At 70.1% G+C, this 22,133-nt stretch carries 18 protein-coding genes and 1 pseudogene; 6 read left to right on the top strand and 13 right to left on the bottom strand.

Annotated elements, in window-relative coordinates:
* Positions 1 to 35: 35 nt before the first annotated feature.
* The 5 genes from ADL25_RS19910 to ADL25_RS19890 all read right to left on the bottom strand — a co-directional run bounded on the left by ADL25_RS19910 (position 36) and on the right by ADL25_RS19890 (position 4,935).
* Positions 36 to 2,333, bottom strand: coding sequence for an ABC transporter permease (locus ADL25_RS19910; RefSeq protein WP_059129116.1), 2,298 nt, complete (start codon positions 2,331 to 2,333; stop codon positions 36 to 38).
* A gap of 86 nt (positions 2,334 to 2,419) precedes the next feature.
* Positions 2,420 to 3,109 (bottom strand): ABC transporter ATP-binding protein, encoded by a 690-nt coding sequence (locus ADL25_RS19905; protein WP_059129115.1) that lies wholly within the window; start codon positions 3,107 to 3,109, stop codon positions 2,420 to 2,422.
* A complete protein-coding gene (locus ADL25_RS19900; protein ID WP_059129114.1) occupies positions 3,106 to 3,630 on the bottom strand; it encodes a PadR family transcriptional regulator in 525 nt (174 codons plus the stop codon). Before ADL25_RS19900 ends, ADL25_RS19905 begins: the two co-directional genes overlap by 4 nt.
* Before the next feature lie 127 nt (positions 3,631 to 3,757).
* Positions 3,758 to 4,006, bottom strand: a complete 249-nt coding sequence (locus tag ADL25_RS19895) for a hypothetical protein (protein WP_059129113.1) — start codon at positions 4,004 to 4,006, stop codon at positions 3,758 to 3,760.
* On the bottom strand, positions 4,003 to 4,935 hold the full coding sequence (locus ADL25_RS19890; protein ID WP_059129112.1) for an SPFH domain-containing protein: 933 nt from the start codon (positions 4,933 to 4,935) through the stop codon (positions 4,003 to 4,005). The genes ADL25_RS19895 and ADL25_RS19890 overlap by 4 nt, the downstream gene beginning before the upstream one ends.
* Positions 4,936 to 5,173: 238 nt before the next feature.
* Between ADL25_RS19890 and ADL25_RS19885 the strand changes: the two genes are divergently transcribed.
* Positions 5,174 to 7,516: a transglycosylase domain-containing protein gene (locus ADL25_RS19885; RefSeq protein WP_059129111.1), complete on the top strand. Its 2,343-nt coding sequence runs from the start codon at positions 5,174 to 5,176 to the stop codon at positions 7,514 to 7,516.
* A 51-nt stretch (positions 7,517 to 7,567) separates the two neighbouring features.
* On the opposite strand, the gene ADL25_RS19880 is transcribed toward ADL25_RS19885, so the two are convergent.
* From ADL25_RS19880 to ADL25_RS19860, 5 genes are all read right to left on the bottom strand, one after another.
* Entirely contained in the window at positions 7,568 to 9,031 is a 1,464-nt protein-coding gene (locus ADL25_RS19880) for a catalase (protein ID WP_059129110.1), read from the bottom strand.
* A 143-nt stretch (positions 9,032 to 9,174) separates the two neighbouring features.
* On the bottom strand, positions 9,175 to 11,292 hold the full coding sequence (locus tag ADL25_RS19875; RefSeq protein ID WP_059129109.1) for a SpoIIE family protein phosphatase: 2,118 nt from the start codon (positions 11,290 to 11,292) through the stop codon (positions 9,175 to 9,177).
* 274 nt (positions 11,293 to 11,566) lie between these two features.
* Complete coding sequence (locus ADL25_RS19870; RefSeq protein ID WP_059129108.1) at positions 11,567 to 12,259, bottom strand: DUF402 domain-containing protein; 693 nt, start codon at positions 12,257 to 12,259, stop codon at positions 11,567 to 11,569.
* 82 nt (positions 12,260 to 12,341) lie between these two features.
* The gene (locus ADL25_RS19865) at positions 12,342 to 13,727 is read right to left on the bottom strand and encodes a class II fumarate hydratase (protein ID WP_059129107.1); all 1,386 of its coding nucleotides are present in this window, start codon (positions 13,725 to 13,727) and stop codon (positions 12,342 to 12,344) included.
* 230 nt (positions 13,728 to 13,957) lie between these two features.
* Entirely contained in the window at positions 13,958 to 15,625 is a 1,668-nt protein-coding gene (locus ADL25_RS19860) for a fumarate hydratase (protein WP_059129189.1), read from the bottom strand.
* A 363-nt stretch (positions 15,626 to 15,988) separates the two neighbouring features.
* On the opposite strand from ADL25_RS19860, the gene ADL25_RS19855 reads away from it, so the two are divergent.
* Together ADL25_RS19855 and ADL25_RS19850 are read left to right on the top strand one after the other, a co-directional pair.
* A complete protein-coding gene (locus ADL25_RS19855) occupies positions 15,989 to 16,690 on the top strand; it encodes a DUF1707 SHOCT-like domain-containing protein (protein WP_059129106.1) in 702 nt (233 codons plus the stop codon).
* A 162-nt stretch (positions 16,691 to 16,852) separates the two neighbouring features.
* Positions 16,853 to 17,224 (top strand): WhiB family transcriptional regulator, encoded by a 372-nt coding sequence (locus ADL25_RS19850; RefSeq protein ID WP_059129105.1) that lies wholly within the window; start codon positions 16,853 to 16,855, stop codon positions 17,222 to 17,224.
* A gap of 236 nt (positions 17,225 to 17,460) precedes the next feature.
* Here ADL25_RS19850 and glpX read toward each other — a convergent pair whose 3' ends face one another.
* Entirely contained in the window at positions 17,461 to 18,495 is a 1,035-nt protein-coding gene (glpX, locus tag ADL25_RS19845) for a class II fructose-bisphosphatase (RefSeq protein ID WP_059129104.1), read from the bottom strand.
* A 126-nt stretch (positions 18,496 to 18,621) separates the two neighbouring features.
* Between glpX and ADL25_RS19840 the strand changes: the two genes are divergently transcribed.
* Positions 18,622 to 19,143: a DUF4245 domain-containing protein gene (locus ADL25_RS19840; RefSeq protein ID WP_059129103.1), complete on the top strand. Its 522-nt coding sequence runs from the start codon at positions 18,622 to 18,624 to the stop codon at positions 19,141 to 19,143.
* A gap of 290 nt (positions 19,144 to 19,433) precedes the next feature.
* On the opposite strand, the gene ADL25_RS19835 is transcribed toward ADL25_RS19840, so the two are convergent.
* Complete coding sequence (locus ADL25_RS19835; protein ID WP_059129102.1) at positions 19,434 to 19,679, bottom strand: exodeoxyribonuclease VII small subunit; 246 nt, start codon at positions 19,677 to 19,679, stop codon at positions 19,434 to 19,436.
* A gap of 9 nt (positions 19,680 to 19,688) precedes the next feature.
* Complete coding sequence (gene xseA, locus ADL25_RS19830; RefSeq protein WP_059129188.1) at positions 19,689 to 20,897, bottom strand: exodeoxyribonuclease VII large subunit; 1,209 nt, start codon at positions 20,895 to 20,897, stop codon at positions 19,689 to 19,691.
* A gap of 89 nt (positions 20,898 to 20,986) precedes the next feature.
* On the opposite strand from xseA, the gene ADL25_RS19825 reads away from it, so the two are divergent.
* Both ADL25_RS19825 and ADL25_RS48175 read left to right on the top strand, forming a co-directional pair.
* Complete coding sequence (locus ADL25_RS19825; protein WP_059129101.1) at positions 20,987 to 21,991, top strand: 4-hydroxy-3-methylbut-2-enyl diphosphate reductase; 1,005 nt, start codon at positions 20,987 to 20,989, stop codon at positions 21,989 to 21,991.
* A 53-nt stretch (positions 21,992 to 22,044) separates the two neighbouring features.
* Positions 22,045 to 22,133: pseudogene (locus tag ADL25_RS48175) on the top strand (ROK family protein); the annotation flags it as partial.

The following is a 22,133-nucleotide window of genomic DNA, read 5'->3' as shown; positions in this document are numbered from 1 at the left end:
TCCCGGTAAGGGGGGCCCGCACGGCAGGGTGTCGGTCACTCCGTACGCAGTCCGTCCGGCCGCATCAACCGCAGCAGCGGCGGCAGGCTGAGCAGCGTCACGACGAGGACGACCGCGGCGCCGATGCCCGTCATCGACAGCACACTCGCCCAGTCCACGCTGATGCTCTGGGCGGTCATCTTCAGCAGGACCGCCCCCAGGGCCAGGCCAACCGCCGACGCCAGCACCAGTCCGAGCGCGATCGGGATGGCCGTCTGCCACAGCACCGACAGGCTCAGCGTGCGGCGCCGGGTGCCGAAGGCGACCAGCGACGACAGCAGCTTCTTGCGCTCCCGCAGCTGCTCCAGCTGCGACACCAGCAGGCTCGCCCCGATCAGCGCCAGCACGCAGGTGGCGCCGACGAACAGCCCGGTGCGGATGGAGGTGAACCGGTGGGACTGCTCGGACGCCGCCCAGACCATCGGATTCGACTCGACGTCGACCTTCGCCGCCGTGTTCCGTACGTACTCGCGTACATCCGGCACGGACTGGTCGAGCGACAGGTAGACCACCCCGGTGACGATCCGTCCGGCCCGCTCGGGCAGCGCGCTCGGCGTCATCAGGACCCCGCCGCGCCGCACTCCCGTCGGGTCCTCGATCGACCGGGCCTGCTTCAGTTCCGCCGGCACGGTCCAGGCCACCGCGCTGCTGTGCTCGCTTCCGTAGGAAGGATCGAGGTAGAGCTTCCGGCCCGGTGCGACGAGCTTCGGCGTGTCGATGTCGTACTCGGCGCCCCGCAGCACGAACACGTCACCGTCGTGGCACGAGGGCAGCGTGGCCAGCTCGCGCAGGGCGGCGCAGTCGCCGATGCTGAGGTCGCTGGACATCTCGGGGTCCTTGCTGCGCTCGCCGATACCGGTGCCGGACAGAGCGGTGGTCTTCCGTACGCCCGGCGTGGTGTCGAACTTCGCGGCAGCCGCGTCGACCGCCACTCCGCTCGGCAGGCTCACCTGCATCTGCGCCCGCGAGAGATCGTTCTGCGACTGCTTGGTGTAGTCGCTCTCGACCCCGGCGAACAGCATCTGCAGTGCGATCGCCCCGGCCACCGCCACCGCGATGCCGTTGACCATGCGGGCCGCCGTGCCGCTGCTCAGCTGGAGCCTGCGCACGGCGAGTTGCCAGGCGACACCGCCCCGGCCGAGCCGTGCGACGACCGTCTCGACGACCCAGGGGAGCAGGGCGGTGATGCCCACCAGCAGCAGGACGACGCCGCCGGTCACCAGGTACTGGTTGAAGTCCCCGTGGGTCCGGCCCTTGCCGATCATCGGGTAGAGCATCGCGAGTCCGGCCAGCGGCAGCAGCAGCCGCCACCACAGCCGGCGTCGCGCGGGCCGCGCCGTGCGCACGACACCGAGCGGCTCGATGACGACACCGCGCAGCGCGAACAGCGTCACCAGCACCGCGGCCGCCGGGACCGCGACCGCGACGAGCACGGCGAGCAGCGGCGAAGGGTTCAGATAGCTGGGGAACACGCTGACGTCGAGGACCACCGCCGATCCCGCCGCCTGACGTCCCACCAGGAAGAACCCGGCCCCGAGGACCAGGCCGAGCAGAGCCCCCGCGAGCGCCTCGCCCGCGGCGATCCGCCGGGTCATCCCGCCGTCGGAGCCGATCAGCCGCAGTGCGGCGAGCCTGCGGTCGCGCCGCTCGCCGCCGAACCGCACGGCCGCGGCGATGAACACGGCCACCGGGGTCAGCAGCACCACGAAGACGACGAGGGACAGCAGGAGCAGCACCGGGTCCGACCGCTCGGTCGTCGGGTTCGGATTGCCGAAGCGGTCGATCCGGGCCACCGACGAGCCGTCGATCTTCGTGGCGAGACCGTCCGCCCCCGCGTAGTAGGCGAGTTCGGCCGAGCCGATGAGCCCGCTCTCCCCGATGGTCCCGACGATCCGGTACGGCAGCCGCTCCCGCAGCAGCTTCCCGCCGTCGGAGGCGAGGAGTTCCTTCAGCGCGGGGGAGACGACCATCTCGCCCACCGCCGGGAACCCGTCCACCCCCGGCGGAAGCGGCGCCCGTGCGCCCTCGGGCTCCATCAGCCGTCCACGCACGTCCTTCTCGCGGTACGTCGTGTCGATGTCCGCGATCACGAGGGTGTTGTCGGCCTTGGGCATGACCGTCTGGCTGTAGGTGTAGTCCAGGCGCGCCTCCTCGCGGTCGCGCCGCACCGTGAGCGCGTTCGGCAGCGCGGTGGTGAGGAGCAGCAGGGCCACCCCCAGTCCGACGCCGACGGCCGTCAGCAGGAGCCTGACCCATCCTTCCCGCCCGCCGGTGACGGCGAACCGGACCCCCATGGCCAGGTCCCGGAAGCTCCCCAGGGTTCCCGCCCTCGCTCGGGCGGGGACACCCTCGTGAGCCGGGAGCCGCCCCGATCTCGTGTTCATACGACGCGCTCCATGTCCCGCGACTTGCCGTCCCGTACGACGATCTCGCGGTCGGAGTACGCGGCCACCCGTGCCTCGTGCGTGACCAGTACGACGGCGGCGTTGGTGGACCGGGCGGCCTCGGTCAGCAGCTCCATCACCCGCTCGCCGTTGAGGGAGTCCAGCGCGCCTGTGGGCTCGTCCGCGAACAGCACGCGCGGGTTGGTGACCAGGGCGCGGGCGACGGCCACACGCTGCCCCTGACCTCCGGATATCTCACCAGGGCGCTTGCGCGCGAGATCGTCGACCTCGAGCCGCTCCATCCAGGACAGGGCGGTTCGTTCGGCCTCCTTGCGCGAGGTGCCGCTCAGACGCATCGGGAGGGCCACGTTCTCGACGCAGGTCAGTTCGGGCACGAGCTGACCGAACTGGAACACGAAGCCGAACTCCGAGCGCCTGAGCAGGCTGCGCTCGGCGTCGCTCATGCCGGCCATCTCGCGGCCGTTGTAGAGGATCGAGCCCGAGTCGGGGGGCACGATCCCGGCGAGACAGTGCAGCAGGGTCGACTTCCCCGAACCGGACGGACCCATCACGGCGACGATCTCGCCCGGGTGGATGGAGAACTCGGCGCCGTCGAGGGCCACGGTCGGACCGTACGTCTTGCGCAGGTCCTGGGCGGTCAGCAGGGAACCGGGGGGAGGAGTCACTTGGCCACCGCCTCTGCGAGCTTGTCGAGGCGTGCGGCGGTCAGTTCCAGCCAGCGCAGATCGGCCTCGAGGTGGAACAGGGCGTGATCGCAGATCAGCTGGTCGGCCAGGTCGCCCTTGCGCTTGCGGTCGGTCAGGATCCGCATCATGCGCAGGTGTTCGGCACGCTGCGTGTCGAGTATGTCGGCCGCGTCGCGGTGTGTGAGCAGTGCGAGGACGACCTTGGTGTAGAGGGTCGACTGCAGATACGGCTCGGGCTTCTCCGGGGTCGCGAGCCACTGCCGAACGTCGGTGACCCCGGCGTCGGTGATGGCGTAGCGCTTCCGTTCGGGGCCGCCGCCCGGCTCGATGCCGTCGACTTCGACGAGGCCGTTCTTCAGCAGCCGGGACATCGTCGAGTAGACCTGGCCGTAGTGCAGCGGCCGGTCGTGACCGAATTTCTCGTCGAAGGCCCGCTTCAGGTCGTAGCCGTGACGTGGTCCGGACTCCAGGAGTCCGAGAAGAGTGTGACCGATGGACATGGCAAGCACTGTACACATGGCGTATACACCCCACGTATACACAGTGCGTATAGATCTTGGTCCGGACCGCGTCTTCCCTGGTGGGAGCCGTTTGTCACGGTTCGGTTACATGGTTCGGACGCCCTGTCTAGGTCTCCGGGTCGCCGGATGCCGGCGGACGTCCGCGGCGGGGGATCGGTGCCGTCCCACGGGGGAGCCGACCCGCTTCCGCGAGGGACCGCCGGAGCAGGAACTCGATCTGGGCATTGGCCGAGCGCAGTTCGTCCGACGCCCAGCGGGCGAGCGCCTCGTAGACCGACGGATCCAGCCGCAGCAGCACCTGCTTGCGCTGCTGCGGCCGACGCCGGGGGGCCGGACCTTCGGAGGGATCCGTCACTGGTAGAGCGATCCGGTGTTGAGCACGGGCTGCGGCGCCCGGTCCCCGCAGAGCACCACCATCAGATTCGACACCATCGCCGCCTTCCGTTCCTCGTCGAGCTCCACGATGTCCTGCTCCGCGATCCGGGCGAGGGCCGCCTCGACCATGCCGACCGCGCCGTCGACGATCTGCCGCCGCGCGGCGACCACCGCTCCGGCCTGCTGCCGCTGGAGCATCGCGGAGGCGATCTCCGGCGCGTACGCGAGATGCGTGAAGCGCGACTCGACGATCCGCACCCCGGCGGCCTCCACGCGCGCCTGCAGCTCCGCGGCGAGCTTCTCGGTGATCTCCTCCGCGTTGCCCCGCAGTGAGAGCCCGTCCTCCTCGTGGGCGTCGTACGGGTACTCGATGGCGATGTGCCGTACGGCGGTCTCGGTCTGCGTGGAGACGAACTCCAGGTAGTCGTCGACCTCGAAGGTGGCCTGCGCGGTGTCCTCGACCCTCCAGACCACCACGGCGGCCAGCTCGATCGGGTTGCCGTAGGCGTCGTTGACCTTCAGGACGGCGGTCTCGTTGTTGCGCACCCGGGTCGAGATCTTCGTGCGGGAGGTGAACGGGTTCACCCAGCGCAGTCCGTCCTGGCGGATGGTGCCGCGGTAGCGGCCGAAGAGCTGGACGACCCTGGCCTCGCCGGGTGCCACGGTGTTCAGGCCGGCCATCGCGATGAGCGCCGATATGGCGAGCAGGACACCGGCCACGATCGACGCGGCCCCGGAGCCGGAGCCGAGGTTCGCCCCCAGCGCGATCAGACAGGCGCCCAGCGCCAGTCCGACGAGCCCGAGAAGCAGCGCCGCCCCGCCGCCGATGCTGTGCGCGGCGAACTCGCGGACGCGGGGCGAGGGCATCTCCGGTAGGTCACCGGCAGCGGAAGCGTCTTGTGTGGACATGAGTGGTATCCCCCGTTTCGTCCACTAGCACGACTCTAGCTAAGTGATAGCACATTACCCGTCATGACAACCTTTCATGCCGTTCGATCGTCGGTTCGGATGGGACAGGTGCTGATTGTCACGTCCGCAAAAGGCGTGATCGGCGCGCCTTTGTCATATCGCGTGGTGTTAGTTTTCTGAGCTGACCCGAGCCACGCCCCTGTGTGACACACGAGAACGAAGCGGAGCGGATCGACCCATGGGACGAGCGGAAGAGAGACGAGCGCGGCAGCGCGGTGGCCGCCGCGCGGCGCCCAAGCGCTCGTCCGGAGCCGAGCGGACGGTCGGCTCGCCGTCGGTCGGCGGCAGGGCCGCAGCGCGTGCGAGCGCCGCCAAGGGCAAGAAGGGCGGCATACGCAGGTTCGTCACCTGGAAGTCGATCCTCGGCACGCTGTTCGGCTTTGTGCTGCTCGTCATGGGCGCGTTCGTCCTGATGTACGTGATGACCCCGATCCCCGCGGGGAACGCCGCCGCCAAGCTGCAGTCCAACGTCTACAAGTACAGCGACGGCAGCATTCTCGCCCGCACCGGTGAGGTCAACCGCGAGAACGTCGACCTCGCCCAGGTGCCCAAGGAGGTCCAGCACACCTTCGTCGCCGCCGAGAACAAGACCTTCTACCAGGACGCGGGCGTCGACCTGAAGGGCACGGCACGCGGTCTGCTCAACACCGTCTCGGGCAAGGGCGCGCAGGGTGGTTCGACGATCACCCAGCAGTACGTCAAGAACTACTACCTGAACCAGAACCAGACCGTCACGCGCAAGCTGAAGGAACTGGTCATCTCGCTGAAGCTGGACCGCCAGAAGTCCAAGGAGTACATCCTGGCGGGCTACATCAACACCAGCTACTACGGTCGTGGCGCCTACGGCATCCAGGCCGCCGCGCAGGCCTACTACCGCAAGGACGCCAAGGACCTCACGGTGGAGGAGGGCGCGTATCTGGCGGCGCTGCTCCAGGCGCCGAGCCAGTACGACTGGGCCGTCGCCACCGACACCGGCAAGAAGCTGGTGCAGAACCGCTGGAACTACGTGCTCGACAACATGGTGGGCCAGCACTGGCTGGACGCGGGCAAGCGCACGGCCATGAAGTTCCCGGTGCCGAAGGCGCCCAAGGGGGCGCCCGGCATGGAGGGGCAGACCGGCTATCTGGTGGACGCGGCCAACGCGTCCCTGGAGAGGCAGCTCGTCTCCCAGGGCACCGCGGCCTCGATCGGTGACGCCGAGGCGCTCGTGAAGTCGGGCGGCTGGACCATCACCGTGAACATCGACAAGAAGAAGCAGGCCCAGCTGGAGCAGGCCGTCAAGGACAAGCTCACCAGCAAGCTGAACCCGAAGAAGCGCTCGGTCGACGGCGACGTCCAGCCCGGTGCCGTGTCCGTCGACCCGAAGACGGGCCGTGTGCTCGCCATGTACGGCGGCGTGGACTACCTCAAGCACTTCACCAACAACGCCACCCGCCGCGACTACCAGCCCGCCTCCACCTTCAAGCCGCTGATACTCGCCGCCGCCGTGGACGAGCAGGCCAAGACCCAGGACGACCGGCCGATCACCGCCAACACGATCTACGACGGCACCAGCGGCCGTCCGGTCAAGGGCAGTGCGATCGCCTTCGCCCCGCCGAACGAGGACGACCAGGACTACGGCGACATCACGGTGCAGAAGGCGATGAACCAGTCCGTGAACTCGGTCTTCGCACAGATGGGTGTGGACGTCGGCATGGACAACGTGATGAAGGTCGCCGGCGACCTGGGCATGGACACCAAGGGCATGCAGGCCGTGCCCGCGCAGACCCTGGGCAGTATGGGCGCGAGCCCGCTGGAGATGGCCGGAATCTACGCGACCCTCGACAACCACGGCAGGAAGGTCACCCCGGCGATCATCAAGTCGGCCGAGCACAAGGACCGCACGGTCACGATGCCCGACCCGATCGGCGACCAGGTGATCAGCCGCGAGGCCGCCGACACGGTGACCTCGGTGCTCACCGGCGTGGTCGACGACGGTACGGCCAAGGTGTCGGTGCGGGACAACCCCTCGCGCGACGGCCAGCAGGTGGCGGGCAAGACGGGTACGTCCGACAACAACAAGTCGGCCTGGTTCACCGGCTTCACGCCGAACCTGGTCACCTCGGTCGGCCTCTTCGGTGAGGACGCCAAGACCCATGCCCAGGTCACCCTCCAGGGCGCCACGGGCCTGCTCCCGGCTCCCGGCCGCATCAACGGCGGTGGCTACCCGGCGCAGATATGGGCGGCCTACACCTTCGATGCGATGGGCGAGGTCGCCAAGTTCGACCTGGACACCACACAGGGCGCCGCGGTCCAGCCGACCCTGTCGCCGACCCTCTCGCAGTCGCCGACCACGAGCCCGCCGTCGACGCCGACCACCGCGCCGCCGACGTCCGCGCCGCCGACGACGCCGCCCACCACGACTCCGGGCACCCAGCCGCCGACGTCCGCGCCGCCGACGACGACGACCCCGCCGGCACCTCCGGGGACCACGCCTCCGAGCACCCCGAAGAACCCGCTCGACCCCAACGGGGGCCAGTAGCACGAGGGAGCCCGGTGGACGGTCCACCGGGCTCCCTTCGTGTGCTGTGCGTCAGCCGCCGTTGACGTTGTGGGCGATACGGTCGCCGATCTCCTTGTCGATGTTGCGCCAGTACTGCAGCGCACGGTCCAGGACCGGGCGGCTCACGCCCTGCAGCAGGTGCCCTGTGACGTTGGAGACCAGCCGGTCGCGGGCCGCCTCGTCCAGGACCTGGCGGACCATCGTGTGCGCCTGGCCGAAGTCGTCGTCCTCGCGGTGCAGCCGATAGGCCTCCCGCACCATCTCGCCCGCCGTGTGCCAGCCGGCCGGGTCGCCGAACTGCTGGACGTCCGCGGCCGGTCCGCCGTAGGAGTTCGGGGCGTACGGCCGCGCGGTGCGCGCGGGCTCGTAGCGCATCGGGCCGTCCTTGGCGTAGGAGCGCACGTCCACACGAGGCCGGTTGGGCGGCAACTGGGCGTAGTTGGGGCCGATGCGGTAGCGGTGCGTGTCCGGGTACGAGAAGAGCCGGCCGAGCAGCATCTTGTCCGGGGACGGGCCGATGCCCGGCACCATGTTGGACGGCTCGAACGCGGCCTGCTCGATATGGATGAAGTAGTCCTCCGGATTCTTGTCGAGCGTCATCCGGCCGACCTCGATCAACGGATAGTCGCCGTGCGGCCACACCTTGGTGAGGTCGAACGGGTTGAACCGGTAGTCCGGCGCGTCGTCGAAGGGCATCACCTGGACGTACATCGTCCAGGACGGGTGGTCGCCGCGCTCGATCGCCTCGTACAGATCGCGGCGGTGCACGTCGGCGTCCTTGCCCGCCAGTTCGTCGGCCGCCTCCTGGGTGAGGAAGTCGATGCCCTGGTCGGTCTTCATGTGGTACTTGACCCAGAACCTCTCGCCGCCGCCGTTGACCCACATGTAGGTGTGGGAGGAGTACCCGTTCATGTTGCGGTACGTCTTCGGGATGCCCCGGTCGCCCATGAGCCACGTCACCATGTGCGCGGACTCGGGGGACAGGGTCCAGAAGTCCCACTGCATGTCGTTGTTGCGCAGCCCGGTCACCGGGTGGCGCTTCTGGGAGCGGATGAAGTCCTGGAACTTCTGCGAGTCACGGACGAAGAAGACCGGTGTGTTGTTGCCGACCAGGTCGTAGTTGCCGTGCTGGGTGTAGAACTTCAGCGCGAAACCGCGCGGGTCGCGCCAGGTGTCCGGGGAGCCGAGTTCACCGGCGACGGTGGAGAAGCGTGCGAGCATCTCGGTGCGCTTCCCCGGCTGGAACAGGTCTGCCTTGGTGAACTGGCTGACATCGTTGGTGACTTCGAAGGTTCCGTACGCGCCACTGCCCTTGGCGTGTACCACCCGCTCCGGTACCCGCTCCCTGTTGAACTGGGCCATCTTCTCGATGAGGTAATGGTCCTGGAGCAGAATCGGGCCGTCGGGGCCGACGGTGAGCGAGTGCTCGTCGCTCTCCACCGGGATACCCGCATTGCTGGTGGTGTAAGGAACCGACTGGGGTGCCTGCGTCACGAGCGTCCTCCCGTCGTACAAAAGGGGTCGGTCAGGTCGCTTCGCTCACCCCAGCAGTCAACTCCTACGACGGGAGGTTGGCAACTTTTGGACTGAGTCCAAGACCGGCATCGTTCTACTGCCGCTCGGCCCGTCCTCGCCGCTCAGCCCCTGTTCAGTTCGAACCAGACCACCTTCCCGGTGCTCAGACGGGTCGCACCCCACCGCCGGGCCAACCGGTTGACCAGGTACAGACCACGGCCCCCCTCGTCCGTAGCCCGGGCCTGCCGCAGCCGCGGCAGCTGCGGAACGTCGTCGCCCACCTCGCAGCGCAGCACATCGGTGCGCAGCAGCCGCAGCGTGACGGGACGCGACGCGTAGCGCACCGCATTGGTCACGACCTCACTGACCAGCAGCTCCACCGAGTCCGTCAGCTCCTCCATGCCCCAGTGGGCGAGCGCACGGCGGGCGAGCCGCCGGGCCCGGCTCGGGGCCGCGTCCTCGGGATCGAGGACCCAGTACGCGACGTCACTCGGCGCGATCCCGTCGAAGCGGGCGGCGAGCAGCGCGATGTCGTCGTCGCGGTCGCCCGGGCCGAGCATGTCGAGCACCTCGTCGCACAGCGCCTCGAGCGGCGGCGAATGATCGGCGCCGGTGAGCTGGGCGGTGGCGGCGAGCTTCTCCCGCAGCTGTTCTATGCCGGTCCACACGTCCCGCAGCCGCGACTCGACGAGGCCGTCGGTGTACAGCAGGAGGGTCGCGCCGGCCGGTGCGTCCAGCTCCACGGCCTCGAAGTCCACCCCGCCCACGCCGATGGGCGCGCCCGCCGGGACCCGCAGCACCTCCGCCCGGCCGCCGAGGTGCAGCAGGACCGGCGGGGGATGGCCGGCGTTGGCGATGGTGATCCGGTGCGCGACCGGGTCGTACACCGCGTACAGGCAGGTGGCCATGCGGTCGGTGCCGAGCCGCTGGGCCTGCTCGTCGAGGTGGTGCAGCACCTCCTGCGGCGGCAGATCGAGCCCGGCGAGCGTCTGGGCGGTCGTCCGCAGCTGGCCCATGATCGCCGCGGATGTCATGGAGTGGCCCATGACGTCGCCGACCACGAGTGCGACGCGGCTGCCCGGCAGCGGGATCGCGTCGTACCAGTCGCCGCCGACACGGGCGGTCTCTGCGGCCGGCAGATAGCGCGACGCCAGCCGGACACCCGTCGGGTTCGGCAGGGTCTCGGGCAGCATCGTCCGCTGCAGTTCGTCGGCGATGTACGCCTCACGGCCGTACAGCACCGCCTTGTCGATGCCGAGCGCGCTGTGCGTGGCGAGCTGAGCGGCGACCAGCAGGTCGTCCGCCTCGAACGCCAGCCGGTCGGGGCGGCGCAGGAAGAGGACGGCGCCGATGACCCTGCGGCGGCCGCGCAGCGGAGCGAGGATCGCCCGCTGGCCCGCGGGGACCATGGTGTCGTCGCCGAGCAGCTCGGGCAGCGCGGCGCGGGCGGCGGGCGCGTCCGCGAAGACCGGACGGACCCCCCGCAGCACCTCGGCGAGCGCACCGCCGGGTCGCACCTCGCACAGTTCGCTGTTCAGGGCCACCAGGCCGGAGTTCTCCGGTACCGGAACCGGGAGGATCCCGTCCTCCAGATCCCGCTCCTGCGGGATCCGGTCGGTGCGCCGCAGCCGTAGTACGAGCGGTCCGGCGGGCCGCTCGTCGCCCACGGGGAGCGGATCGCGCAGATAGACGAGTATCGCGTCGGAGAAGGTGGGCACGGTGGCCCGGCACAGCCCCATCACGATCTCGTCGAGGTCGATGCCGCGGGCGATCCGCCGGGTGGCGGCGCCCACGAAACGCAGCCGGTCCCCGTCACGCCGCATGGGCATGGGGCCGTGCGGCATCGGGCTCTGGCCGGTGCGCCGGTCCTTGCCGCCGGGCGGCGCGGACACACGGTCCTGCTCACCGCCGGGCTGCGCCGGGATGCCCTCCGGAACCGGACGCGGCCGGTGCGTGCCCGGCTCCTCGGCGGCCGGCTGGGAGTGCTCGGAGCCATCCGTCGCGGGCAACGGGGAGGAGGTGCCGCCGGGGTTGCCCGGCGGACCCTGCTTCGCGCAGGACAGCGGACCGGACGACGGCGCCTCGCCACCCGCCCGGGTCTGTGCCGGTAAAGCCGTGGCGGGCGGGGTGGGCAGCGGTTCCGGGGTACGCAGGAGCGCCCCGCGGGGGTCCGCAGGGCCGACGCCCTGCTGCGGGCTCTTGTGGGAGGTCGGGTGCTCCGTCACGCGTGTCGAGTCCATCCGTCCGGGGCTGCGCGCCGTGCGTGCAGTTCGTCCCGCCGAGAAGCCGATACCCGGAATACGTGTCCCAGGAACGAAATTCCCGTACGGTCACCCGCCGTACATGATCCACGGGTCGGGCGCGCCGTCCCGGTGTGGCCCTCGTACCCCTCGCTCACGTCCTGCCGCCCCTCGGTGACGTTCGGTCAAGCCCAGTGCATTCTGCGGGAGTTGCTGTTGTGTGCCCTTGCGGAGGACGATCCTACGGTTGTACCGCGGGGGCGCAACAAGGGTCTCATGACGTCATGTACGCGGGAGTACGGTCCCAGTCCCGCGGCAGGGGCGGCACCGGCCAGGACGGATCGGGTCGCCAGTGCTGCCAGTCCTCCGAGAACGGCGCCCCCCATGCCTCGATCACCGCCACCGCGGACCGCCCCGCGGCCCGTACACGCTCGGCGAGCCGGGAGTCCATCAGTCCGTCCCGCTGGGCCTGCGCGAACTCGTCCTCGTCCCGCCAGCCCCAACTGCGATCCGGGTAGACGCAGATGTCGAGGAAGTGGTCCTCGGAGTCCACACCGCCGGCCCATCGGACCAGCGGCTGCTCCAGGTTCACGTACCAGTTCTTGAACCGCCAGCCGGGCTCCCAGAACAGCCAGACCGACCAGGGCCGGCCGGGACGCGCCAGCTTGAGCACGCCGGTGCCGAACCAGCGGTCGAGCTGCACGGTCCGGCGCCTGATGTAGCGGGACCCCAGCGGTTCGGCGTGCAGCGGCGTGCCGTCGGTGAAGACGGGCTTCACGCACTCGGTGCCGGGAGCCATCCACACCGCGAGCAGTTCCTCGTCGTCCCTGACGACCGTGACGGGACGAGCGATGTGGAAGCGTTCGCCGCCGTTCTCCCGGTACCGCCAGAGGATCTGATCCCCCGGGGCCCAGTGCGTCGCCGACCCGCCCGCTTGCGTCCGTCCCACCGCTCCGCCGTCTGCCATGCACAGATATTAGGTGCCCCAGGCATACGACGCTGCGGTCCCCGTCACGGTTCGCGTCACGGGCGGGTGAAACGCCGGACGGCTACGGATGCGTCATGCGCAGGACGTCGAGTGCCTCGTCGAGCTGCTCCAGCGTCAGGTCCCCGCGCTCCACGTACCCGGATTCCAGGACGACCTGACGGATCGTCCTGCGCTCGGCGAGCGCCTTCTTGGCGACCTTCGCGGCCTCCTCGTACCCGATGTACTTGTTGAGCGGGGTGACGACGGAGGGCGACGACTCGGCGTACTCCCGGGCGCGTTCCCGGTGGGCGACGATCCCGTCGACGGTGCGGTCGGCGAGCAGCCGCGAGACGTTGGCCAGCAGGCGGATCGACTCCAGCACGTTCTTGGCGATGACCGGCAGCATGACGTTGAGCTCGAAGTTGCCGGAGGCGCCCGCCGTGGTGATGGTCGCGTCGTTGCCGATGACCTGCGCGGCAACCATGAGGACGGCCTCGGGGACGACGGGGTTGACCTTGCCGGGCATGATCGACGACCCCGGCTGCAGGTCGGGAAGGGCGATCTCGGCGAGTCCGGTCCTTGGCCCGGAGGACATCCACCGCAGATCGTTGGCGATCTTCGTCAGTCCGACCGCGATGGTCCTGAGCTGCCCGCTGGTCTCGACGACGCCGTCCCGGGCGCCCTGGGCCTCGAAGTGGTTGCGGGCCTCGGTGAGCGGCAGCCCCGTGGCCCGGGCGACCTCGGCGATGACCGCGGCGGAGAAGCCGGGTGGGGTGTTGATGCCGGTGCCGACCGCGGTGCCGCCCAGCGGCAGCTCGGCGAGCCGCGGCAGCGAGGCGTTCAGCCGCTCGACGCCGTATCGCACCTGCGCGGCATATCCGCCGAACTCCTGTCCGAGCGTGACCGGCGTGGCGTCCATGAGGTGGGTGCGCCCCGCCTTCACGACGTCGGCGAATTCGTCGGCCTTCCGTTCCAGGGAGGCCGCCAGGTGTTCGAGAGCGGGGACGAGGTCGCGGGCGACGGCGGCGGTCGCGGCGATGTGGAGGGAGGAGGGGAAGACGTCGTTGGACGACTGGGAGGCGTTCACGTGGTCGTTGGGGTGCACGTCCCTGCCGAGCCGCTCGGTGGCCAGAGTCGCGATCACCTCGTTGGTGTTCATGTTGGACGAGGTCCCCGAACCGGTCTGGAAGACGTCGACGGGGAAGTGCTCGTCCCACCGGCCCTCGGCGACCTCGGCGGCGGCCTCCCGGATCGCCTCGGCGATGTCCTTGTCGAGCACGCCGAGCTCCGCGTTCACCTTGGCGGCAGCGCCCTTGATCCGGGCGAGCGCCTCGATGTGGGCGCGCTCGATCCGTTGTCCGGACACGGGGAAGTTCTCCACGGCGCGCTGGGTCTGCGCCCGCCACTTGGCGTCGACGGGTACCCGTACCTCACCCATGGAGTCGTGCTCGATGCGGTATTCGCTCATGTCCGGTACAGCGCGGGACCGGGTGCGGTTGTTCCGTGGTGGAGCCGGACGTGCGGGTGATCCGGCGCGCTCGCGGCCGGGGGGCGCCGCCCCTTCCGGGAGCACTCTTCGGAAGGGGCGGAAGCCGGGTGCCCGCGGGGGCAGTCAGCCGTCCCCGCGGCGCGGCGGACGGACCGCCGGCCCGGGGAAGGACGGGGCGGCGGGGGCGGAACCGTCCCCGCCCCGGCGTGCTACGCGAGCCCGGGGCCGCGGACCGGGATCGAGGTGAAGGTCGGCGGCTCGGCGGGTGCCTGGAAGAAGTCGTTGCCCTTGTCGTCCACGACGACGAACGCGGGGAAGTCCTCGACCTCGATCTTCCAGACGGCCTCCATCCCGAGCTCCTCGTACTCGACGACCTCGACCTTCTTGATGCAGTCCTGGGCGAGACGGGCGGCCGGGCCGCCGATGGAACCGAGGTAGAAGCCGCCGTGCGACGCGCACGCGTCCGTGACCTGCTTGCTCCGGTTGCCCTTCGCCAGCATCACCTTGGAGCCGCCCGCCGCCTGGAACTGCTCCACGTACGAGTCCATGCGCCCGGCAGTCGTCGGGCCGAAGGAACCCGACGCGTAGCCCTCGGGGGTCTTGGCGGGACCGGCGTAGTAGACCGGGTGGTCCTTCAGGTACTGCGGCAGCTCCTCGCCGGCGTCCAGCCGCTCCTTGATCTTGGCGTGCGCGATGTCGCGCGCCACGACCAGCGGTCCGGACAGCGACAGCCGCGTCTTCACCGGGTACCTGGTCAGCTCGGCGAGGATGTCGTCCATCGGCTGGTTCAGGTCGATGCGGACGACGTCCCCGTCCTGCTCCAGGTGCTCGTCCGTCGTCTCCGGCAGGAACCGCGCCGGGTCCGTCTCGAGCTGCTCCAGGAACACGCCCTCGGCCGTGATCTTCGCGACGGCCTGGCGGTCGGCGGAGCAGGAGACCGCGATGGCGACCGGGCAGGACGCGCCGTGCCTCGGCAGGCGCACCACGCGCACGTCGTGGCAGAAGTACTTGCCGCCGAACTGCGCCCCGATCCCGATCCTCTGCGTGAGCTCGAAGACCTTCTCCTCGAGATCCTTGTCCCGGAAGCCGTGGCCCAGTTCGGAGCCCTCGCTCGGCAGTTCGTCCAGGTAGTGCGCGGAGGCGTACTTGGCGGTCTTCAGCGCGTACTCCGCGCTGGTGCCGCCGACGACGATCGCCAGGTGGTACGGGGGGCAGGCGGCGGTCCCGAGCGAGCGGATCTTCTGCTCCAGGAACTTCATCATGGAGGCCTCGTTCAGGACGGCCTTGGTCTCCTGGTAGAGGAACGACTTGTTGGCGCTGCCGCCGCCCTTCGCCATGAACAGGAACTTGTAGGCGCCGCCGTCCGTGGCGTAGAGCTCGATCTGCGCCGGCAGGTTGGAGCCGGTGTTCTTCTCCTCCCACATGGTGAGCGGAGCCATCTGCGAGTACCGCAGGTTCAGCCGGGTGTACGCGTCGTAGATGCCGCGGGAGAGGGCCTTCTCGTCCTCGCCCCCGGTGAGGACCTGCTGACCGCGCTTGCCCATCACGATCGCCGTGCCGGTGTCCTGGCACATCGGGAGCACGCCCGCCGCGGCGATGTTCGCGTTCTTCAGCAGGTCCAGCGCCACGAACTTGTCGTTCGAGGACGCCTCCGGGTCGTCGATGATGCGCCGCAGCTGGGCGAGGTGCGCGGGCCGCAGGTAGTGCTGGATGTCGTGGATCGCCTCTTCGGCGAGCTTGCGCAGCGCCTCCGGCTCGACCTTGAGGAACGTACGCCCGTCGGCCTCGAAGGTGGAGACGCCCTCGGAGGTCACCAGCCGGTACGGCGTGGTGTCCTCTCCCGTCGGGAGCAGATCGGTGTACGCGAACTCAGGCATCTCGCCCATTCCTCACTAGACAGGCCGTGTTTTCGTGGCTCGGTGCACCTTCGGGGCGCGGTCGGCCGTGCCGGGCGACCGGCCGCACCCGGCTCTTCCGTGTCGGGCTTCGGCGCGCTTCCCCGGGCTCTCGGCTTGCTCGAGCAGGGGACCTCGGTCTCCCAGCGCAGACGCGCCCCTCGGCTCACTCGCCGTGGCTGGCCTCCGTTGGCAGCGTTCACCAGCGTAGAACCTGGCACTCGCGGTGAACCTGTGAGGTAAGGCTCAGTCGGCCGGGCGGAGGGTGCCGGTCCGGCCGGCATGTTCTCCACAGGGCGCGCCGGGGGGTAGTCGCGATCTATCGCGTTTCGGTACGCTGCTGCCGTGGACCTTCACAAGAGCCCTGCCCCGACGGCCCGCGGGCCCGTGCCCGCGACCGAGTTGCGCTGTTCGGACGCCGACCGTGACCGCATCGCCGACATCCTGCGCGACGCCCTCGCCGAGGGGCGCCTCACGGTGGAGGAGCACGCCGAGCGCGTCGAGGGCGTGCTGAACGCCAAGACGGTCGGGGAGCTGGACCTGTTCGTCCGCGATCTGCCCGCGGCGCACGCGCGCCGCACCACCGCGGCATACGCCCCGCCGGGGCGCCCCGCCCCGGGCGCGGTGCCTGCCGAGCCCGACGCGAACGTGGTGGCGGTCTTCAGCAGTGCCATGCGCAAGGGCCGCTGGCGTCCCGGCCGCCGGCTGCACGCCTACGCGATCTTCGGCAGCGTCGAGATCGACCTCAGCGAGGCGATCTTCGAATACCAGCAGGTCGTGATCAAGGCGATCTCGGTCTTCGGTGATGTGACGATCCGTGTCCCGGAGAACATCACGCTGCGCGGCACCGGCGGCGCCGTCCTCGGCAACTTCGAGGTGAGTCCCCTCGATTCCGGCGAGCAGAACGCACCCGTCGTCCATGTGGACGGACTTGCCGTGCTCGGGAACGTGGAGGCGCGGCCGAAGCGGGGCAAGCTGGTCTCCGACATCCTGGACCGTGTGTCGGACAAGGTCGACAAGGCTCTGCGCAGGCACCTCGACCGCTGACTCCCGTGCCTCGCTCGCGTCCCCGGCCGGCCGGACGTTTCCCCATGTCGTGAACACCCCATGCATCAGCAGCCGTTGGGGACGCAGTGCATAGGCGTGCGCACAGCGGGTAGGCCTTGCTGCATCGTCTCTCGCTCGCGAAGCCGTCGTCAGGAGTAGACCGTGCTGCAACCGCCGCATTCGTCCCTGCAGGTCGCTGCCATCCCGCACCAGCGAGTGCCGGTGCGGGACAGGAACCAGGACGCCCCGTGGCACACGGAGGCGGTGTGCCGGCGGGACGAGGCCGGCCTGTTCTTCGCCCCCTCCAAGGAGCCCACCGCGGCCCGGTTGTCCCGCGAGGAGGCGGCCAAGCGGGTCTGCGCCCGCTGTCCGGTGATGGTGGAGTGCCGCGAACACGCGCTGGTCCAGCCCGAGCCGTACGGGGTCTGGGGCGGTCTCACGGCCGCCGAGCGCCGTGTGGTCCTCGCCCGGCGACGGCGCCGGGACATGGAGCTCAACAAGGCCGCACGAGGGACGATAGCCGCGGCCGGCTAGGAGTCCGCGCGGGCGGCGGCCCATCGGCCGGCGGGCGAGCCGAGGGCGGGCCCGGGGTGGGAGCGCGGTGCGGGGCCCGACGACGCAGGCCCTGGGCGCGGCCGGGCTCCCGGCACGCCTTCCCGCGTCCGGGTCAGGCTTCCACCACCCGCGCACCGCCCGCGGAAACGGCGGAGGGCGCCCTCTCCGCACCGAGGGCGCCCCCGACCTGGTCCGCCCGGCGAGCCGGGCCGCGATCACTGCGCGCGGTCGAAGTCGACCGTGCTGTACGCACGCAGCTTGCTCAGCTTGTGCACCGAGTCGATCCGGCGGACGGTGCCGGATTTCGAGCGCATCACGATCGAGTCGGTCGTGGCGGTCTCGGAGCGGTAGCGCACCCCGCGCAGCAGCTCGCCGTCGGTGATGCCGGTGGCGACGAAGAAGACGTTCTCGCCGGAGACCAGGTCGTCCGTGGTCAGCACCCGGTCGAGGTCGTGCCCGGCGTCGATGGCCCGCTGCCGTTCCTCGTCGTCCTTGGGCCACAGCTTGCCCTGGATGGTGCCGCCCAGGCACTTCACGGCACAGGCCGAGATGATGCCCTCGGGTGTGCCGCCGACACCGAGCAGCAGGTCGATGCCGGTGCCCTCGCGCAGCGCCAGGATCGAGCCGGCCACATCGCCGTCCGAGATCAGTTTGATACGTGCGCCGGTGTCCCGGACCTCCTTGATGAGGCTCTCGTGGCGCGGCCGGTCGAGGATGACGACGGTGACGTCCTCGGGCGCGGACCGCTTGGCCTTGGCGACCCGGCGGATGTTCACCGAGACCGGGGCGTCGATGTCGACGAAGTCGGCCGCCTCGGGGCCGGTGACGAGCTTGTCCATGTAGAAGACGGCCGACGGGTCGAACATCGTGCCGCGGTCGGCGGCGGCCAGCACGGCGATCGCGTTGGGCATGCCCTTGGCGGTGAGCGTGGTGCCGTCGATCGGGTCGACGGCGATGTCGCACTCCGCGCCGGTACCGTCGCCGATCCGCTCCCCGTTGAAGAGCATCGGGGCCTCGTCCTTCTCCCCTTCGCCGATGACGACGATGCCGTTCATCGACACGGTGTGGACGAGGTTGCGCATGGCGCGCACTGCGGCGCCGTCGGCTCCGTTCTTGTCCCCGCGGCCGACCCAGCGGCCGGCGGCCATCGCGGCGGCCTCCGTGACGCGGACCAGTTCGAGGGCGAGGTTGCGGTCGGGCGCCTCGGAGGGAACTTCGAGTTCGGACGGCAGATGATGATTCTCGGTCATCGGAGCGCACCTTTCTGATACGACGACGGCCGGATGAGGGTGTGCCCACGACTCTATCGCCGGGCAGACAAAATGAGCAGGGGGGCCCACGGATGAGCGGACCGTCGTACCTGCGACGATAGGGGTGTGGCAGGTACGAATGGCAAGCAGAAGACGGTCCGGGGCATGCTTCTCTCCCTGGGCGTGATCGGGCTGATGGCGGGTGTCATCTACCTTTTCCTCCCGCACGACGACCACGCTCCCGATCTCCAGCGGGTCGACTACCGGGTCGAGCTGCTCACGGCTCGTCGCGCGGCGGCCTACCCGGTGGCGGCGCCCGAAGGCCTGCCCGGCACCTGGAAGGCCACCTCGGTGCGCTTCCAGGGCGAACCGTTCGACGCCTGGCACCTCGGCTTCCAGGACCCCACCGGTCAGTACGTGGCGATCGAGCAGTCCACTCAGAAGCCGTCCGCATTCATCGACGAGGCCAGTCAGGGCGGACACGGGACCGAGGTGACCCAGAACATCGGCGGCCGTACCTGGCAGCACTACACGGGCGGCCGCTACGACGCGCTCGTGTTCAAGGACAAGGGCTCCACGACCGTGGTGGCCGGGACGGCGTCGTTCGCGCAGCTGACGAAGATGGCCCAGTCGCTGAAGACCGAGTGACGGCCGCGGGGCCGTGCTCCGCGGCGGCCCTGCTGGGGCCGGTACATGAGGAGGGCCCCGGCGTCATCGGCGGGGCCTCCTCATGTGTGCGCAGTCTGCTCGGCCATGGCGACGCCCCGGTCGAACTCCGGACCTCGATGTCCGGACGGGTCGTCGGCTCGGCGATGAGCCCCTGCGAGGTGAACGCTAACCCTATTAAGTTCAAACTTCAATCAACGGGCCCGTGATGCGTGACATCACACCGCTCGCAGGGGCCGACCCGCGGCCGACGGCACAAACCGCCGACACGGTCACCCGGAGCCCTCGACGCCGGCGGCGTCGTCCGCGTCCTCCCGCTCCTCGGCGAGCGCGGCGTCCAGCCGCTTCCGGGCCCCCTCCAGCCACGTCCGGCACACCTTGGCCAGTTCCTCGCCCCGCTCCCACAGCGCCAGGGACTCCTCGAGCGTCGTGCCCCCGGCCTCCAGCCGCCGTACGACCTCGATCAGCTCGTCCCGTGCCTGCTCGTACCCGAGTGCCTCGTCCGTCTTGCCGGTCATGCGCCCACCCTAGATCTCTGCCCGTACCGTGAACTCGCCCTCGGCGACCCGCGCCCGCAGCGCCTCGCCCGCCGACACCTCCTCCGGCGTCCGGACCACGTGCCCGTCGGCACTCTGCAGCACCGCATAGCCCCGCTGGAGCGTCGCGGCCGGCGACAGCGCCACCACGCGTGCGTGGGTGTGCGTGAGCTCCGACTCGGCCCGGTCCAGCAGATGCCTCAGCGTGCGCCGGCTGCGGTCCACCAGCGCGGCCACCTGCTCGGCCCGCTCGTCGACCATGCGGTGCGGATCCTCTATGCAGGGCCGCGCCAGCGCATGGGCCAGTCCCCGCTCCTCACGCTCGACGAACGCCAGCACGCACCGCCGCGCCCGGTCCCGCAGCGCGTGCACACGCTGCAGCTCCTCGCCGACGTCGGGCACCACCTTCTTGGCGGCGTCGGTCGGTGTGGAGGCGCGCAGATCCGCGACGTGGTCGAGCAGCGGATTGTCCGGCTCGTGTCCGATGGCCGACACCACGGGGGTGCGGCAGGCAGCCACCGCCCGTACGAGCTGCTCGTCGGAGAACGGCAGCAGGTCCTCCACGCTGCCGCCGCCGCGGGCCACGATGATCACGTCCACCTCGTCCAGCGCGTCCAGCTCCTTCACGGCCTGGACGACCTGGGGCACGGCATGCACGCCCTGCACGGCGACGTTGCGCACCTCGAAGCGGACGGCGGGCCAGCGGTGCCGGGCGTTCTCCAGTACGTCCCGCTCGGCCGCCGAGGCCCGGCCGCAGACGAGCCCGACGAGCTGCGGCAGGAAGGGCAGCGGCTTCTTGCGCTCGGCGGCGAACAGTCCCTCGGCGGTCAGCGACTTCTTCAGCTGCTCCAGCCGCGCCAGCAGCTCGCCGACGCCCACGGGCCGTATCTCCGCGGCACGCAGCGAGAGCTGTCCGCGCGGGGCGTACCACTCGGGCTTGGCGTGGACGATCACACGGGCGCCCTCGCTGACGACATCGGCGACGGCGTCGAACACCTGGCGGTAGCAGGTGACTCCGACGGAGATGTCGTACGACGGATCGCGCAGGGTCAGAAAGACGACCCCGGCGCCGGGCCGCCGCGACAGCTGCGTGATCTGTCCTTCGACCCACACGGCTCCGAGCCGGTCGATCCATCCGCCGATGAGCCGCGACACCTCACCGACGGGCAGCGGTGACTCCGCGGACGTGTTGACAGCCATGCGCCGAGGGTAACGGCCCGGACCGACATCGCCGGTCGGCACAACCTCTCCCCAGGGAGGCGATCTGCGGGCCCGGACACGGCCTTACGATGGTGCGCATGACCGCTTCGCCTGGCCGCCGTGTTCTGCTCGCCGCCCCCCGGGGCTACTGCGCGGGTGTCGACCGTGCCGTGATCGCCGTCGAGAAGGCCCTGGAGCAGTACGGGGCCCCCGTGTACGTCCGCCACGAGATCGTCCACAACAAATACGTCGTGCAGACCCTGGAGAAGAAGGGCGCGATCTTCGTCGAACGGACGGAGGAGGTGCCGCCGGGCAACATCGTCATGTTCTCCGCCCACGGCGTCGCGCCCACGGTCCACGAAGAGGCGAAGCGGGGCAGGCTCGCCACCATCGACGCGACCTGCCCGCTGGTCACCAAGGTCCACAAGGAAGCCGTCCGCTTCGCCGATGAGGACTTCGACATCCTCCTGATCGGGCACGAGGGCCACGAGGAGGTCATCGGCACCTCCGGCGAGGCCCCCGACCACATCCAGCTCGTGGACGGCCCCGCGGACGTCGCCAAGGTCGAGGTGCGCGACCCGTCGAGGGTCGTCTGGCTCTCCCAGACCACCCTCTCCGTCGACGAGACCATGGAGACGGTCGACGCCCTCAAGGAGCGCTTCCCGCAGCTGGTCTCCCCGCCCAGCGACGACATCTGCTACGCCACCCAGAACCGCCAGCTCGCGGTGAAGCAGATGGGCGCCGAGGCGGACCTGGTGATCGTGGTCGGTTCCCGGAACTCCTCGAACTCCAAGCGGCTCGTCGAGGTCGCCAAGCTCGCGGGTGCGCGGGAGGCGTACCTCGTGGACTTCGCCGACGAGATCGACGAGGCGTGGCTGGAGGGCGTGTCCACGGTCGGGGTGACCTCGGGTGCCTCGGTCCCCGAGGTCCTGGTCGAGCAGGTCCTCGAGTGGCTGTCCGGGCGCGGCTTCGAGGACGTCGAGATCGTCAAGGCGGCAGAGGAGTCGATCACCTTCTCGCTGCCCAAGGAACTCCGGCGGGACCTGCGTGCGGAGGCCGCCGAGCTGGGCCCGGACGCCACCGGGGACAACTGACGGCCGTGGAGATCGGGAAGAACGCGTAGCCCGTACGCCGTAACGTGGTGCCCATGCAGATCTTCGGCGTGGACATCGGTGGATCCGGAATCAAGGGCGCTCCCGTGGACCTGGAGCGGGGCGTCCTGGTGGAGGAGCGCTT

The organism is Streptomyces sp. NRRL F-5122 (genome assembly GCF_001507435.1).
Classification (GTDB): Bacteria; Actinomycetota; Actinomycetes; order Streptomycetales; family Streptomycetaceae; genus Streptomyces; species Streptomyces lannensis.
The sequence above is the reverse complement of the archived record's forward strand: the minus strand, read 5'-3'. Positions and strand labels throughout refer to the sequence as shown.